Source organism: Acidimicrobiales bacterium (assembly GCA_036273495.1).
Lineage (GTDB): Bacteria > Actinomycetota > Acidimicrobiia > Acidimicrobiales > JAJPHE01 > DASSEU01.
In genome coordinates this window covers 1-14,841 of record DASUHN010000166.1, presented here as the reverse complement: position 1 = coordinate 14,841, position 14,841 = coordinate 1, and the positions used below count along the sequence as shown (strand labels likewise).

The 14,841-nt window shown below is 72.8% G+C and carries 14 protein-coding genes; 8 read left to right on the top strand and 6 right to left on the bottom strand.

Going from position 1 to position 14,841, the window contains the following annotated elements; genetic code table 11:
- Positions 1-183: 183 nt before the first annotated feature.
- On the bottom strand, positions 184-762 hold the full coding sequence (locus tag VFW24_07025; GenBank protein ID HEX5266507.1) for a carboxymuconolactone decarboxylase family protein: 579 nt from the start codon (positions 760-762) through the stop codon (positions 184-186).
- A gap of 32 nt (positions 763-794) precedes the next feature.
- Positions 795-1,499, bottom strand: coding sequence for a helix-turn-helix domain-containing protein (locus VFW24_07020; GenBank protein HEX5266506.1), 705 nt, complete (start codon positions 1,497-1,499; stop codon positions 795-797).
- A gap of 127 nt (positions 1,500-1,626) precedes the next feature.
- Here VFW24_07020 and VFW24_07015 point away from each other — a divergent pair, with 127 nt between their 5' ends.
- From VFW24_07015 to VFW24_06995, 5 genes are read left to right on the top strand one after another with little or no spacing between them, the layout of a single operon-like run.
- Complete coding sequence (locus VFW24_07015; GenBank protein ID HEX5266505.1) at positions 1,627-3,270, top strand: hypothetical protein; 1,644 nt, start codon at positions 1,627-1,629, stop codon at positions 3,268-3,270.
- An 11-nt stretch (positions 3,271-3,281) separates the two neighbouring features.
- Positions 3,282-5,558 carry an ATP-binding protein gene (locus tag VFW24_07010; protein ID HEX5266504.1) on the top strand — a complete coding sequence of 759 codons (2,277 nt, stop codon included), beginning with the start codon at positions 3,282-3,284 and terminating at the stop codon, positions 5,556-5,558.
- On the top strand, positions 5,555-7,579 hold the full coding sequence (locus tag VFW24_07005; GenBank protein ID HEX5266503.1) for an ABC transporter permease: 2,025 nt from the start codon (positions 5,555-5,557) through the stop codon (positions 7,577-7,579). Before VFW24_07010 ends, VFW24_07005 begins: the two co-directional genes overlap by 4 nt.
- The gene (locus VFW24_07000; GenBank protein ID HEX5266502.1) at positions 7,576-8,571 is read left to right on the top strand and encodes an ABC transporter ATP-binding protein; all 996 of its coding nucleotides are present in this window, start codon (positions 7,576-7,578) and stop codon (positions 8,569-8,571) included. The genes VFW24_07005 and VFW24_07000 overlap by 4 nt, the downstream gene beginning before the upstream one ends.
- The gene (locus VFW24_06995) at positions 8,564-10,264 is read left to right on the top strand and encodes an amidohydrolase family protein (protein ID HEX5266501.1); all 1,701 of its coding nucleotides are present in this window, start codon (positions 8,564-8,566) and stop codon (positions 10,262-10,264) included. The genes VFW24_07000 and VFW24_06995 overlap by 8 nt, the downstream gene beginning before the upstream one ends.
- 10 nt (positions 10,265-10,274) lie before the next feature.
- On the opposite strand, the gene VFW24_06990 is transcribed toward VFW24_06995, so the two are convergent.
- Positions 10,275-11,594: a CPBP family intramembrane glutamic endopeptidase gene (locus VFW24_06990; protein HEX5266500.1), complete on the bottom strand. Its 1,320-nt coding sequence runs from the start codon at positions 11,592-11,594 to the stop codon at positions 10,275-10,277.
- A 154-nt stretch (positions 11,595-11,748) separates the two neighbouring features.
- Here VFW24_06990 and VFW24_06985 point away from each other — a divergent pair, with 154 nt between their 5' ends.
- A complete protein-coding gene (locus VFW24_06985; protein ID HEX5266499.1) occupies positions 11,749-12,390 on the top strand; it encodes an exopolysaccharide biosynthesis protein in 642 nt (213 codons plus the stop codon).
- Between the two features lie 29 nt (positions 12,391-12,419).
- Here the strand turns inward: VFW24_06985 and VFW24_06980 are convergent, their stop codons facing one another.
- Both VFW24_06980 and folE read right to left on the bottom strand, forming a co-directional pair.
- Positions 12,420-12,668, bottom strand: a complete 249-nt coding sequence (locus VFW24_06980; GenBank protein HEX5266498.1) for a hypothetical protein — start codon at positions 12,666-12,668, stop codon at positions 12,420-12,422.
- Between the two features lie 16 nt (positions 12,669-12,684).
- Entirely contained in the window at positions 12,685-13,311 is a 627-nt protein-coding gene (folE, locus tag VFW24_06975; GenBank protein HEX5266497.1) for a GTP cyclohydrolase I FolE, read from the bottom strand.
- A gap of 172 nt (positions 13,312-13,483) precedes the next feature.
- On the opposite strand from folE, the gene VFW24_06970 reads away from it, so the two are divergent.
- Both VFW24_06970 and VFW24_06965 read left to right on the top strand, forming a co-directional pair.
- On the top strand, positions 13,484-14,080 hold the full coding sequence (locus VFW24_06970; protein HEX5266496.1) for a hypothetical protein: 597 nt from the start codon (positions 13,484-13,486) through the stop codon (positions 14,078-14,080).
- 47 nt (positions 14,081-14,127) lie between these two features.
- The gene (locus VFW24_06965) at positions 14,128-14,571 is read left to right on the top strand and encodes a nuclear transport factor 2 family protein (GenBank protein HEX5266495.1); all 444 of its coding nucleotides are present in this window, start codon (positions 14,128-14,130) and stop codon (positions 14,569-14,571) included.
- A gap of 68 nt (positions 14,572-14,639) precedes the next feature.
- Here the strand turns inward: VFW24_06965 and VFW24_06960 are convergent.
- The coding region (locus VFW24_06960) for a heavy metal-binding domain-containing protein (GenBank protein HEX5266494.1) at positions 14,640-14,841 on the bottom strand (202 nt) is incomplete at its 5' end.

Here is a 14,841-nt window from a genome sequence, read left to right as displayed (position 1 = left end):
AGAAGACCAAGCGGGACTACCCCGACGGCACGGCCTATCTGCGCCGGCGCCGGGACCGGGACCCCGCGCCTGTTCCTTGACAACCGAATAGACAGCGATGCTCGCCGGTGGGGCCGGCGGGACGGGCAGGACCGCTCCCCTGAGACATGGGGGCGCAGAGTCCGTGCGGCCTGCTCGTTCTCGTCAGTGGTCCCACGCCGGATCGACACCGGTCGGCAGAGGCACGGCAAACGCGTTCAGCGTGTAGGACACGAGCGTGTAGTAGCCGCACAGCGAGACCAGCTCGACCAGGCCGGCAGGGCCGAGCAAGGTCTCGGCCTCCGCATAGGTGGCCTCGGTGAGCGAACCCGTGCTCACGAGCTCGCGGGCCACGAGGTGGACGACGCGCTCGGAGTCGTCGGCGAACGGCGGCGTGTCCCCGCGGCGCACGGACTCGATCACCTCCGGGGAGACGCCGGCCTCCAGCGCCATGCGGGAGTGCGCCCACCACTCGAACTCGGCCTTCCAGTGGGCGCCGACGGTGATGATCGCCAGCTCGATCAGGCGGCGCTCGAGCGAGATCTCGAAGCGGAGGACCGTTCCCAGCGCCAGGAGGCGGGTGCCCACCGTCGGGGCGGTGATCCAGGCGTTGAAGGGCCCGGCCAGGGCCTCGTCGTCGCCGACGATCCACTGACCTCGGCTCGACGCGATCGAGTCCCACAGAGACTCTCTCGTCTCGTCCAGGTCGGGACGTCGTAAGGGGGGAAGCCGGCTCTCACTCATGCCGGGCGACGTTATTGCGCCACCGGGTGGGGCTACCGGTGCGCCGGCTCCAATTCGACGGCGCCGGCCCACATGCGGGCCAGGGTCTCGGCCACCTCGGCTGGCCTCGGCGCACCCTCGGGGGGAGGATCGAAGACGTAGGTGATGTAGCAGTACCGGTCGACCATCGAGGTGAGGGCGCTGGCGGTGGTGAACGGGTCGAGGTCGTCGCGGACCAGGCCGAGGGCGGCGGCCCGGGCCAGCTCGGTCGCCACGTCGGCGGTCAGGAGGTGGGTGACGTCACGGCGCAGGGCGGCCAGCTCGGCGTCGACGTGGGTGACCTCCTCCCAGAGGCGCTGGAACGGGGCGGTGCCGGCGTAGGTCTCCACGAACGAGGTCACCAGCCGGATGACGCCGGGCAGGCCGTCGCGGGCGTCCCAGCGGTTGCGGGCGCCGAACATCACGACGACGGCGTCGCCCACCAGGGCGGCCATGATCCCGGCCCGGTCGCGGAAGTACTGGTAGAAGGTCCCGACGCTCACGCCGGCGGCGGCGGCGATGTCGTTGACCGAGGTGGCCTGGTACCCCTGGGTCGTGAACACGTCGTAGGCGGCGGCCAGGAGGGCCTCCCGGGTCCGGGCCGCCTTGCGTCCTAGCGGGCGGTCCTGGCCCCGCTCCCGGCGCAGGCCGAACCGGGCGGCCTCGACCGCCGCCACGATCCTCGTCATCGAGTCCGGCTCGGCCGGCCTCGTGGCCATTCGCCCTCCTCGCCGGTCAGCGGCCGGAAATGTGACAGTTCGTCAAGCTTCGTCCTATCTTTCCAGATCTGAGGGGCGCGTCAGGTATCCGGGCTCCGGTGCTGGGGGAGGAGTGCGAATGCTGCCGATGAGGTCCGCCAGGGAAGCGGCGGCCCGGGGGGCGCGGGCGGCCAAGGGGCTCGACACCCGGTCGCTGATCGTCGGGGCCTGCCTCACCCTCGTGGCCGCCAGCCTCGGCTACGCCGCCCGGGGCCCGGGGGGTTCCACCAACGGCTCGGGAACCGCCTCCGCCGGGGCGGCCGGCACCTCCGGCTCCAGCGGCGGGGCAGGAACGGGGACGGGGGCGTCGGGGGCGGCGTCGGGCCTGTCGACCGGCAGCACCGACCTGACCGGCCAGGCCGTCGGGGGAAGCTCCTCGAGCGGCGGCGCCTTCTCGGAGGGGAGCGGCGGGGCCGCCCCCGCCTCGTCGGCGGCCGGGGGCGGGTCGGGCTCGGGCGGGACGTCGGGCACCGTGGCCCCGAACACGCCGCTGACCGCGTCGGACCAGGGGATCACACCCAAGACCATCAAGCTCGGGTTCCTGATCGCCAACACCAGCAACCTGGCCGCCGCCGGCTTCAACGTCGGCGTCAACGGGGACCAGGGCAAGGTCATCACCGCCTGGTTCAACGAGCTCAACCGGAACGGCGGCATCGACGGCCGGCAGCTGACCAACTACAACTACACCTTCGACGTCCTGGACACCAACGACATGACGGCGGGGTGCAAGACGATGACCCAGGACCAGAAGGTCTTCTCGGTCATCACCACCGGCGGCTACGACTCCACGGCGCAGCTCTGCATCGCCAAGGAGAACAAGACCCCGCTCATCAGCACCGATCCCGAGCCGGCGTCGTGGTACCCGCAGTCGGCCCCGTACCTGTGGGCCACGTTCATGAACAAGGACCGCCTGTTCCTCAACCAGGCCAAGTGGCTGGCCAGCTCGGGCTACGTGCGGAGCACCGACAAGGTCGGGGTCATCTACCACGACATCCCGAACGTGGCCCCCTCGGTCACCGGCACGCTGCTGCCGGCGCTGGCGCGCAACGGCATCCACCCGACCGACGTGGTCAAGCTGGCCAGCGACAGCAACCAGGCCCTGGCCCAGATCCAGAACGCCGTGCTCGACATGCGCACCAAGGGCGTGACGTTCGTGATCTTCGACATGAACCTGATCTTCAAGACCCAGTTCATGCAGTACGCCCAGAACCAGCAGTGGTTCCCGCGCTACACCGACACCGACGAGTACTTCGGGTGCGAGGACTTCGTCACCACCACCTATCCGCCCCAGGCCTTCAACGGCACCGAGTGCCTGGGCACCACCCTGGCGGGGATCAACCCCCAGCACTACCCGGTGACGGCCTTCACCAAGTACGCCGACCAGGTCTACGACCGCACCTACCCCCAGGGCTACTCCACCAACGGCAGCAGCGAGATGTCCCAGCAGGAGCAGCAGCTCACCAACTACGAGCTGGGCTCGGAGATCCTGTTGTGGGCCAACGCCGCCAAGCGGGCCGGACCGAACCCCACCCGCGCCCAGTGGGGGCTCCAGATGGGCAAGACCGGCGCCTGGAGCGAGCAGGTCGGGTACTGCTCGGCCTCGTTCGGGCCCGCCAAGTGGGACGGCTCCGACGAGCTGTCGGTGGACCAGTACCACGCCGAGGCCAGCGGCGGCTGGCAGGCGGACAAGTTCCACCAGCTGGCGCCCGGCTGCTTCAAGAACTGGTTCTGAGAGCGCCGTCCGTGGCCGTGGACGCGCCGGAGCGCGGCGAGCGCGGCGAGCTCGGTGCCCTGGCCGGCCGCCTGGCCGAGGCGGCGGCGGGGGAGCAGGCGGCCGGGGACAGGGCGGCGGGAGCCGGCCCCGGCGGCTTCGACTACACCGCCATTCCCGGCCTGGAGCGCGACGGCGGGGGCGCACCGCTGCGCACCGTCCTCGCCAAGTGGGGCCTGGCCCCGCTGTTGACCCTGGCCACGGTCAACGCCGTCGACAACCTCGACCGCACCGCCTTCGCCACCCTGGCCCCCGACATCCGGCGCACCTTCCACCTGAGCCAGGCCGCCATCAACGGGATAAACGGAGTCAGCGCCGTGCTGGTCGTGGCGGCGGCGGTGCCCTTCGCCGTGCTGGCCGACCGGGGGCGACGGATCCGGCTGGCCGCGGCGGCCGCCGCGGTGTGGGCGGTGTTCGTGGCGTGGACCGGGCTGGTGACGAGCGCCGTGCAGCTGACCCTGGCCCGGGTCTTCACCGGGCTGGGCCAGGCCGCCATCGAGCCGGTGCACGGCAGCCTGGTGGCCGACTACTACCCGGTCGAGGCCCGCAGCCGGGCCTACGCCGGCCACCAGCTGGCCCAGCCGGTGGCCCTCGTGGTGGGGCCGGCGCTCACCGGCGGCATCGCCGCCCTGGCGGCGGGATCGGCGGGATGGCGCTGGGCGTTCCTCGCCGTGGCCCCGCTCGGCGTGGTGGCGGCGGTGGCCGTCACCCGGCTGCGCGACCCCGAGCGGGGGGCGATGGAGCGGCTGGGCGTGGTCACGACGACACAGGACGGCGCCGCCCCGGCCCCGACCGCCACAACGACGACGGGCGGCGAGGCCGCCGAGGACGAGCCCCGCATCCCCCTCGCCACGGGCATGCGCCGCCTCTTCGACATCCGGACCCTGCGCTACTTGTACCTCGGGATCGGGGTGATGGGCTTCGCCCTGGTCAGCGGGCCGGTGCTGATCAGTACCTACCTCCAGGACCAGTGGGGGGTCGGGCCGTTCGGGCGGGGGCTGATCTTCTCGGTCATCGGGATCGGGAACCTGGTCGGGCTGCTCCTCGGCGGGGTGGTGGGGGACCGCCTGTTCCGCTTCGACCCGTCGTGGCCGGTGGTGGTGATCGGGGGCGGCCTGGTGGCCTACAGCGTGGTGTCGGCGGGGGCGCTGTACCTGCCGGTGCTGGCGCTGGTCGTGATCGTGCAGGTGGTGGCCACGACCGGGGTGGGCCTGATGGTGGCGCCGCTGCGGCTGATCCTGGCCGCCACCTCGCCGCCCCGGCTGCGGGCCCTGAGCTTCGCCATGCTCGGCATCTTCATCCTCGTGCTGGGCGGCTTCCTCGGCGGGGTGATCTTCGGGGCCATCGCCGATGCCACCAGCGCCCGGCTGGCGATCACCCTCCTGGCGGTGCCGGGCACGCTGGCGGGGGCGCTGATCGCCCTCGGGGCCCGCCACGTGCGTGGCGATCTGGCCGCCGTGGCGGCCGACATCCGGGAGGCGGAGGAGTCGGCGGCCCGGCGCAACTCCCCGGTCCGCAACCTCCTCGAGGTCCGCAACCTCGACTTCCGCTACGGGAACCTGCAGGTGCTGTTCGACGTGAGCCTCGACGTCGAGGAGGGGGAGGTGCTGGCCCTGCTCGGCACCAACGGGGCGGGGAAGTCGACCCTGCTCCGCGCCGTGAGCGGGCTCGAGCACCCGACGCGCGGCTCGATCCGCTTCGACGGCCACGACGTGACCTACCTGGAGACCGAGCAGATCGTCGGCCTGGGGCTGGTGCAGATGCCCGGGGGCAAGGCGGTGTTCCCCGGCCTCACCGTGGCCGAGAACCTGCGCGCCGGCGCCTACCGGCTGCGCCACAGCGCCACCGCGGTCGACACCGGGATGGCCCGGGTGGAGGAGATGTTCCCCGTGCTGGCGGCCCGGCGGGACCAGCTGGCCGCCACCCTGTCCGGCGGGGAGCAGCAGATGCTCGGCCTGGCCAAGGCGCTGATGCTGCAACCCCGGCTCCTGTGCATCGACGAGCTGTCCCTCGGCCTGGCCCCGGCGGTGATCGAGCAGCTGCTCGAGACGGTGCGAACTCTCAACGCGGCGGGGACCACGATCGTGATCGTCGAGCAGTCGGTGAACGTGGCCCTCAGCCTGGCGACGCGCGCCGTGTTCATGGAGAAGGGCCAGGTGCGCTTCTCGGGGCCGGCCCGGGACCTGCTCGAGCGCCCCGATCTCCTCCGGTCGATCTTCCTGGCGGGAGCCGAGGCGGCGACGCCGTGAAGCTCAGCCTCGACGTGGTGGTCCTCGGGGTCATCCAGGGCCTGCTGTACGGGCTGTTGGCCGTCGGCCTGGTGCTCGTCTACCGGGCCCAGCGCTTCGTGAACTTCTGCCAGGCCAACATGGGCCTGATCTCCTCGGTGCTGCTGGGCAAGCTCGTGCTCGACGCCGGCTTCCCCTACCTCGTGGCCCTGCCCGTGGCCCTGGCCGCCGGCGCCGCTCTCGCCATGCTGGCCGAGCTCACCGTGGTGCGCCGCCTGTTCTCCTCGCCCCGCCTGGTGCTGATGGTGGCGAGCATCTTCCTGGCCCAGCTCATGCTCGTGCCCCGGCTGATCAAGCCGCTCAACCCGGTGCAGTCGAAGGTCGTGCTCCACGGCTACCCGGTCCCGTTCCACATCCAGCTGCACGTCGGCCACCTGATCATCGACGCCGCCGACGTGCTGATCCTCATCGTCGTCCCGGTCGTCACCGTGGCCCTGTCGCTGTTCCTCCGGCTGACCGCCTACGGGCAGGCCATCCGGGCCTCGGCCGAGAACCCCGACGCCGCCCGGCTGGCCGGCATCTCGGTGCGGCGCATGTCCACGCTCGTCTGGCTGATCGCCGGGATCATCTCGGCCGTCGCCGCCATCCTCGACGCCCCCAAGCAGTCGGTCTTCGTCGTCGGCGGCTCGGGTGCCAGCATCCTGGTGCGCGCCCTCGGCGCCGCCCTGATCGGGCGCATGACGAACCTCACGACCTCGTTTGCCGCCGGCATCGGGATCGGCGTGCTCGAGGCCGTCACCTTCGCCAACTACCCGTCGGGCGGAGCCGTCGAGCTGGTCGTGTTCCTGGTCGTCATGGCGGCGCTGCTGTGGCGGGCGGGCGAGCTCTCCCGCGCTGCCCGCGACCCGGGGCGAAGCATCAATTTCGGCGCCGAGGCCCCCGCCCTGCCCCGGCGGGTGGCCGCCCTCGCATCCGTCCGCCGCCTGCGCACCGGGTCGGTGCTGGTCTGCGCCGCCGTCGGCGTGGTGCTGCCGTGGCTGCCGTTCTTCGGCCTCGACACCTCGGCCAAGTCGTTCCTCATGACCGTGGTGATCACCTACGCCATCGTCGGGGTGTCGCTCTGCGTCCTGACCGGGTGGGGGGGCCAGGTGTCGCTGGGGCAGTTCGCCCTGGTGGGGGCGGGGGCGTTCGCCGCCTCGCGTCTGGCCGGGGACGCCCACCTGCCGTTCTGGCTGCTCACGATCGTGGTGGGCGCCGTCGGCGCCGGCGTGTCGGTGCTGGTGGGGCTGCCGGCGGTGCGGATCCAGGGGTTGTTCCTCGCGGTGGCCACCATGGCCTTCGCCGTGCTGGCCCAGGGCTACCTGTTCGAGCAGCCCGGCATCGTCGGCAACCCGGCCGGGGTGTTCATCGCCCGCCCGAGCGGGCTGCAGGGCGAGAAGGGCGTCTACTACTTCGGCCTGGTGGTCCTGGCCGTCTGCACCCTGGCGGCGCGGAACTTCCGGCGCTCCGGTCCGGGCCGGCTGCTCATCGCCGTGCGGGACAACGACCGCTCGGCCCGGGCGGCGGGCATATCGGCGACCGGGGCGCGCCTGGTCGGCTTCGCCCTCGCCGGGTTCATGGCCGCCGTCGCCGGCGTGGTGTTCGCCTACGCCCACCAGCGCTACGTGGCCACCGACTTCTCACCGGACGACAGCTTCAACATGCTGACGATGGTCGTGATCGGCGGGCTGGGGTCGCTGCCCGGCGCCATCCTCGGGGCGGTGTTCGTGTTCGGCATCCCGGTGCTGGCCAAGGGCAGCGAGGTGAGCCAGCTGTTCTCGTTCCTGTTCGGCGGCGTCGGCGGTCTGTTGTTCCTGATGTTCGTGCCGCGCGGCGTGGCGGGCATGGTGTACTCGGGGCGCGACGCCATCGTGTCCCGGATGGTGCGCCGGGCCGACGGCCTGCCCCCGCCGCCCCGGGTCCTGCCACCGGTGCGCGACCTGGTGCGGGTGGCTCTCGACCGCCCCGCTCCGGGTGAGGTGGCCGGCCGGGTGCAGGCGTGAGCGCCGCCCCCTCCGGCGCCGGTAGCGCCGGGGCCGGGAACGCCGTCGTCGGGACCACTGTCGCCGAGACCGCCGTTGTCGACACGGCCGCCCTCGCGGTCAGCGATCTGACCGTGGGCTTCGGCGGGCTGGTGGCCGTCGACCAGGCCAGCCTGCGGGTGGCGGCGGGGGAGATCGTCGGCCTGATCGGCTCCAACGGGGCGGGCAAGACGACGTTGATGGACTGCATCTCCGGCTTCGTCGAGCCGTGGGCGGGCTCGATCACCGTCGAGGGGGTGGAGCTGACCGGCCTGGCTCCCGAGCTGCGCCCCTACGTGGGTGTGGGGCGCAGCTTCCAGGACGCCCGCCTGTACCCGGGGCTCACCGTCGACGAGTGCCTGCTGGTCGCGGTCGAGCGCCACCATCCGGCCCGGGTGATGGCCGCCCTCCTCGGCATCGGGTCCCGGCGCCGGGAGGCGGCCAAGCTCGAGGCCGTCGACCGGCTGGCCACGACCCTCGGCCTCGGCCCCCACCGCGACAAGCGGGCCAGCGAGCTGTCGACCGGGACCAGGCGGGTGGTCGACATCGCCTCGATCCTGGCCCAGCGCCCCGCCCTGCTCCTGCTCGACGAGCCGACCGCCGGCATAGCCCAGCGGGAGGCGGAGGCGTTCGCCCCCCTCCTCCGCCGGGTGCAGGAGGAGCTGGGCTGCGCCGTGCTGATCATCGAGCACGACATGCCCCTGATCATGGGCGTGTCGGACAGGGTGTACGCCATGGAGTCGGGCCGGGTCATCGCCGAGGGCCCACCCGACCGGGTGCGCCGCGACCCCCGGGTGGTGGCCAGCTACCTCGGCACCGACCAGGCGGCCATCAACCGCTCCGGTCCCGGTGGGGGCCGCCGGCGGGCCAGCACGACCACGACCCGGACGAGGGCGGCTACGTCCGCCAACGGCAAGACTGCCGGCGCCGGCACCGGCGCCCCCGACAAGAAGGCGAGGACCTCGCGTGCATGACCTGGTGATCCGTGACGCCGACATTGCCGACGGCACCGGCCGCACCCGCTTCTCCGGGGACGTGGCCGTCGACGACGGGGTCATCACCGCCGTGGGCCCGGTGGAGGGGTCGGGCCGGGTCGAGGTCGACGCCGGCGGCCGCCTGCTGGCGCCGGGGTGGGTCGACGTGCACACCCACTACGACGGTCAGGTGACGTGGGACCCCGAGGTCACGCCGTCGAGCTGGCACGGGGTCACGACGCTGGTGATGGGCAACTGCGGAGTCGGCTTCGCCCCCGTGCGCCCCGGCGCCGAGGACTTCCTCATCGAGCTGATGGAGGGGGTCGAGGACATCCCGGGGACGGCGCTGCACGAGGGGCTGGACTGGAACTGGGAGAGCTTTTCCCAGTACCTCGACGCCCTCGAGTCCCATCCGCGCGTGCTCGACGTGCTGGCCCAGGTGCCCCACGCCGCCGTGCGGGCCTACGTGATGGGGGAGCGGGCCCACGACGACGCCACCCCCGCCGACGTGGAGGAGATGGGCCGGGTCGTGGCCGAGGCGGTGGCGGCCGGGGCGGCCGGCTTCAGCACCTCCCGGACCTTCCTGCACAGCTCCCGCCACGGCCTGGTGCCGGGCACGACCGCGGCCGAGTCCGAGCTGCTGGCCCTGGCCGACGGGGTGGCGGCCGGCGGCGGCGCCGTGTTCCAGCTGATCGCCGACAACGTGGCCGGCGAGCAGGGCCAGGCCCTCGTGGCCGAGCTGGCCCGCCGGTGCGGGGGCCCGGTCACCTACAGCCTGGCCCAGGCGCCCCCCGACCTGACCGCCTACCGCACCGCCCTGGCCGAGGCCGACCGCATGGCCGCCTCCGGCCTCGACGTCGTGCCCCAGGTGGCCGACCGCCCGACGGGGATGCTGTTCGGCCTGCAGTCCTCGCTGCACCCGTTCATCACCCATCCCAGCTACCGGGCCGTGGCCGACCTGCCGCTGGCCGAGCGCGTGGCCCGGCTGGCCGACCCCGCGCTGCGGGAGCGGCTGCTGGCCGAGGAGCCGACGACCAACAGCCCGGTGGCGCGCATGCTGATCTCGCGCTGGGACGCCATCTTCCCCCTCGGGAGCCCGCCGGACTACGAGCCGGCGCCGGAGACCAGCGTCTCCGCCACTGCGGCGCGGGAGGGCAGGCGGCCCGAGGAGGTCGTGCTCGACTGGCTGCTCGAGGACGGCGGGCGGGCCCTGTTGTTCGCCCCGCTGGCCAACTACTTCGACGGCAGCCACGACGCCATCCTCGAGATGATGACCCACCCCCGCTCGGTCCTCGGCCTGGGGGACGGTGGGGCCCACTGCGGGCTCATCTGCGACGCGAGCATGACCACCTACGTGCTGACCCACTGGGCCCGGGACCGCTCCCGGGGGGAGCGGCTCGGCGTGGAGGAGGCCGTGGCCCTGCAGACCAGCCGGCCCGCCGCCCTCTACGGGCTGGCCGACCGGGGGACCATCGCCGCCGGCAAGCGCGCCGACCTCAACCTCGTCGACCTCGACGCCCTGCAGCTCCACGTGCCCGAGATGGTCTTCGACCTGCCCGCCGGCGGCCGCCGTCTCGTGCAGCGCGTCGACGGCTACGCCGCCACGTGGGTGGCCGGGGTGCAGACCTTCTCCGAAGGTGAGCCGACCGGGGCGCGCCCGGGCGGGCTGGTGCGGGGGAGCCGGCCCCGCTAGAGCGCGGGCGTCAGGTCGACGAGGGGGAAGCGCCGGCCGGCAGCCGGAGGGACTGGAGCATCGCCGTGAAGTCGCCCTCCGCCCGGGGGCTTCCCTCCCCGGCCAGGGACAGGATCCAGAGCTCGCCGCCATCGGAGATGAGGAAGACCTCCCCGCTCTGGTTGGCGACGGTGACCTGCATGAGGACGCCTTCTCCCGCCGGATAGGTGGCCAGCTGTGCCGAGGTGATCGTCATCCCCACCGGAAGCGGGGCCTGGCCGCTCTCGGCCTGGGCCACGGCCCGGCCGGGATTGAAGACCTGACCGGGGGGCAGAGCCTCGGTCCGCACGTTGAGGCCCGATCCACCGGGTCCGGCAAAGCTCCCGGTCGGGTAGCCCCCGACGTGGTGCCAGACCGACGGGAGCCGGAAGCTGGCTCCTTCGACGTTGTAGGCGTGGGCCGGGCCGAGAGTGGTGAGGAGGGCCACGACGACGAGGGCGCCGTTGAAGGCGGCGTGGGCCGCCATCGAGCAGCGCAGTCCTCGGCGCTGGTAGCGACGGCCGAGCACGGCGCCCATGGCCGTGTAGTAGACGAGCTCGGCCGGGTTGAGGTGGGCGACGGCGAAGAGAACCGACGACACCACCAGGGCCAGTCGTTCCCCCCGGTGGCGCAGCGACTCGAGCAGGATGCCGCGGAAGACGATCTCCTCCACCACCGGCGCGGCGACGACCATGACGAGGATGGCCTCGATCACCCGGACCGGGGTCCCGTCCGAGACGATCAGCCGGGCCACCGGGTCACCGATGAGATGGCCGACGGCCAGACGCTGGGCCGTCACGAGGATGGTCGACAGGACGGCCCCGACCGAGGCGCCGATGAGCAGGGCGTGGCGGGGGTTGCCCCGCGTCCACACCGGGCTGATGGTGCTCTCCGAAAGGCCCTTGAGGGCCACCACGGCCACGATGCCGTAGAAGACGAGGCCGGCCCAGATGGCGACGGTGATGGCCGTGTCGCTGGCCACCCTCCCGCCTCCGGCCCAGGACAGCACCAGGCCCTGGATGACGACGTTGAGCAGGATGACGAAGACGGCGATGGTGACGCCCTTGCGGCCGTCGCCGGGGCGCGGGGTCGACAGGACCTCCATGTGGAGGGGTCCCGGCCCGCCCGGGTGCGCCGGGACAGCCGGTCGGAACACGGCGCGGCGGGTGGCGCCGGGGCCGACCGGCTTCAGGCACAGGGAGCACCAGTCGAGGCCGGTGTCGAGCTGGGCGTCGCAGTGGGGACACCTGGCCCGCGCCGCCTCGTCCCCCGGCGCCTGGTCGCGCGACGAATCCAACCCGATCGGGTCCACGACCGAGTGTCGGATGGGGCGGTCCGACGCTTTAGCGCCGGACGGGGGTGGGAGCCGGGCCCCCCTCCGATCATCGGGGTGCTAATCAGGCGTCATGGACCCGCCCGGCAGCGAGCGACCGGATGGTCGACCCGACCCGGCCCCGTCACCGGAGGTGGCGGCGGAAGCGCCAGCGGAAGGGGAAGCAGACACCGACGCCGACACGAAGCCCTTCTCGACCGAGCTCGAGGACTGGCTGCGGGCCGAGGGGCCGAAGACCCTGGGCAGCCTGGGCGGGACCTTCGGCGAGAAGTCGTTTGCCGTGGCGATCCTGCTGCTGATGTTCGTGCCCGCCCTGCCGCTGCCGACGGGAGGGATCAGCCACGTCTTCGAGGTGATCGCCGCCCTCCTCGGCCTGCAGATGGTCCTCGGGCGCACGACCATCTGGTTGCCCCGCCGCTTCCGGGAGCGCCAGCTCGGGGCCCTCGCCACCGACAAGGCCATCCCCCTGGTCGGCCGGTGGATCCGGCGCCTCGAACGCTTCTCCCGGCCGCGCGGGGCCGGCCTGCTCCGGCGCCGTCCCGTCCAGCGCCTCCTCGGGCTGTCACTGGTGGCCACCAGCTTCACGGCCCTGCTGTCGCCGCCGTTCTCGGGCCTCGACACCATCCCGGGAGTGGCCGCCGTGCTCGTGTGCGGCGGGATCCTGCTGAGTGACCTCCTGCTGGTGGTCATCGGAGAGGTGATCGAGATCGCCGGGGTCATCGTCATCGTGACCCTCGGCGCCGCCGCCACCCACTGGATCCGCCACCTGCTGTAGTCCTCTGATCCGTCGGTCCTCTGAGTCGTCTAACGACGGATCAGCCGGTCGCCTTCCGCCGGGTGCTCGGCGCCCGGTTCCGGAGCCTCCTGCACCACGACCATGCGCAGGAAGGTCTCGTGCGCCATGAGGCCGGGTGGCACGACGTCGATGCTGATCAGCTCGGCGTCGGGGTTGTCCTCGAGCCACTCGGCCGCCCGGTGCAGGAGGCCGGGCTCACCCCGGCGCTCGTAGCTCACGAACTCGAGGCAGGTGCCGGGACTGGTGGAGGGGGTCATCGTCCGGGCGCCGGAGCTACGAGGGCCGCCCGACGAGGGCCAGGAACTCGGCCCGGGTGCGGGGGTCGTCGCGCACCAGCCCGTGCAGGGCCGAGGTCACCGTCCGGCTGCCCGGGGCGCGCACCCCGCGGATGGTCATGCAGGTGTGCTCGGCCTCCATGACCACACCCACCCCCTTGGGCCCGAGGTTCTCGTCGAGCCATCCCGCCACCTGGCTGGTGAGGCGCTCCTGGACCTGCAGGCGCCGGGAGAAGTGCTCGACCACCCGGGCCAGCTTGGACAGGCCGAGAAGGCGGGGCCCGGGCAGGTAGCCGACGTGGGCCACCCCGGCGAACGGAAGCAGGTGGTGGGCGCACAGTGACTGGAAGGGGATGTCGCGGGTCAGGATCAGCTCGTCGTACGCCTCGTCGTTGGGGAAGGTGGTGAGCCGGAAGGGGCGGGGGCTCAACAGCTCGGCGTAGGCCGCCGCCACCCGCCGGGGCGTCCCGGACAGCGACTCGTCGGTGAGGTCGACGCCGAGGGCGCCCAGGAGGTCGGCCACGGCGGCTTCGGCCCGGGCGTGGTCGATAGGGCCGCTGTCGGGAACGACCGAGAGGTGCGGGGGCCCGGCGGCCTCCTCGATGGGTGCGGCGAAGTCGGTCATGGCGTCGAAGCCCTCCTGCTCAGGTCGGCTCGTTGTACTATAACCAACTCTAGTTGGAGATAGAAAGGCACGCCGATATCGAACCGCAGGCCGGGTTCGCGCCGTATCTGTAGGGAATCGGCGCCCGGTGGGCGAACTGAGCAAAGGGAGCCAAGACCCGATGAGACACCGGTTGAACAAGCACACTCACCTCCGGCGGACGGCCCTGTTCGGCGCGGTGGCGGCCGGGTCGGCCGGCCTCCTGGCCGCCTGCGGCAGCTCGACCTCCGGGACCGCCTCGGCCGGCTCCGGCGGGGGGTCGACCACCTCGTCGTCGAGCGCCGCCCCGGCCAGCGGGCAGGCGGGGGGCGTCACGATCGACTCGGCCGCGGTGCCCGGCGTCGGGACCGTGCTCGTCGACAGCAGCAGCCGGACGCTCTACATGCTCACCTCGGAGCAGGGCGGCAAGATCACCTGCACCGACGACAACGGGTGCACCAAGGTCTGGCCCGACACCGAGCTGCCGAAAGGCGTCACCTCCGCCACAGCGGGATCCGGCCTCCAGGCGTCGCTGCTCTCGGCGGTGAAGGACGCCAGCGGCAGCCTCTACGTCACCTACGGCGGCTGGCCCCTCTACACCTACGCGGGGGACTCGGGCCCGGGCATGGCGAAGGGTGAGGGGATCACCAGCTTCGGCGGCACGTGGTACGTGCTCGGCACCAACGGCCAGCCCATCAAGGCGGCCACCAGCCAGAGCAGCACGACGTCCGGCGGCTACGGGGGATACTGATCGCCTGACGGGGCCAGGATCCTCCTGACCGGCGGACAGGAGGATCGATGGCCGCAGCCGACGCCCCGGGCCCCGACGCCCTGCGGCGCCTGGCCGACGAGATGGAGATCCGCAACGTGGTGGCCCGGCTGGCCCACCTGGCCGACGCGAGCGGGCCCGACGACCTCGACGAGTACCTCGACCTGTTCACGGCCGACGCGTCCTGGGAGATGCCCGGGAACGACCGCCGGGGCCGGGCCGACATCCAGGCCGGGGCCCGGGAGCGCCGGCTGGCCGGCCAGCAGGGCCCCGGCACCGGCACCCGTCACGTCATCACCACCCAGGCGGTCCGCTTCGAAGGGCCCGACGGCGCCGTATCGGACTCCTACTTCCTCCTCGCGGCCGACACCGCCACCGCGCCCACCATCCGGATCGTCGGCCACTACCACGACCTGTTCCGGCGGGTGGACGGCAGCTGGAAGCTGGCGCAGCGCCGGATTACGCCGGGCTGACCGTTCTTCGCCATGTCCCGCCTGGCGGCGGGGCTGATCAGCGTGAGCCGCCTCTCCCTCTGAGGGCGCTACCGGTCCATCCCGAGCACCAGCGACGGCTTGGTCAGCTGGGGCGCCCCCTCGAGGGGACGGATGGCGGTGCCGAGGGCCAGGAACTCGGTGGCGTGCTCCCCCCACACGTGGTTGTAGACCTCGGTCCGCACGCCGACGATGCCCGCCGCGTTGTCGCGCTGCGCCTCGGCCTGCATCCGGCTGAGGGCCAGCTCCCGG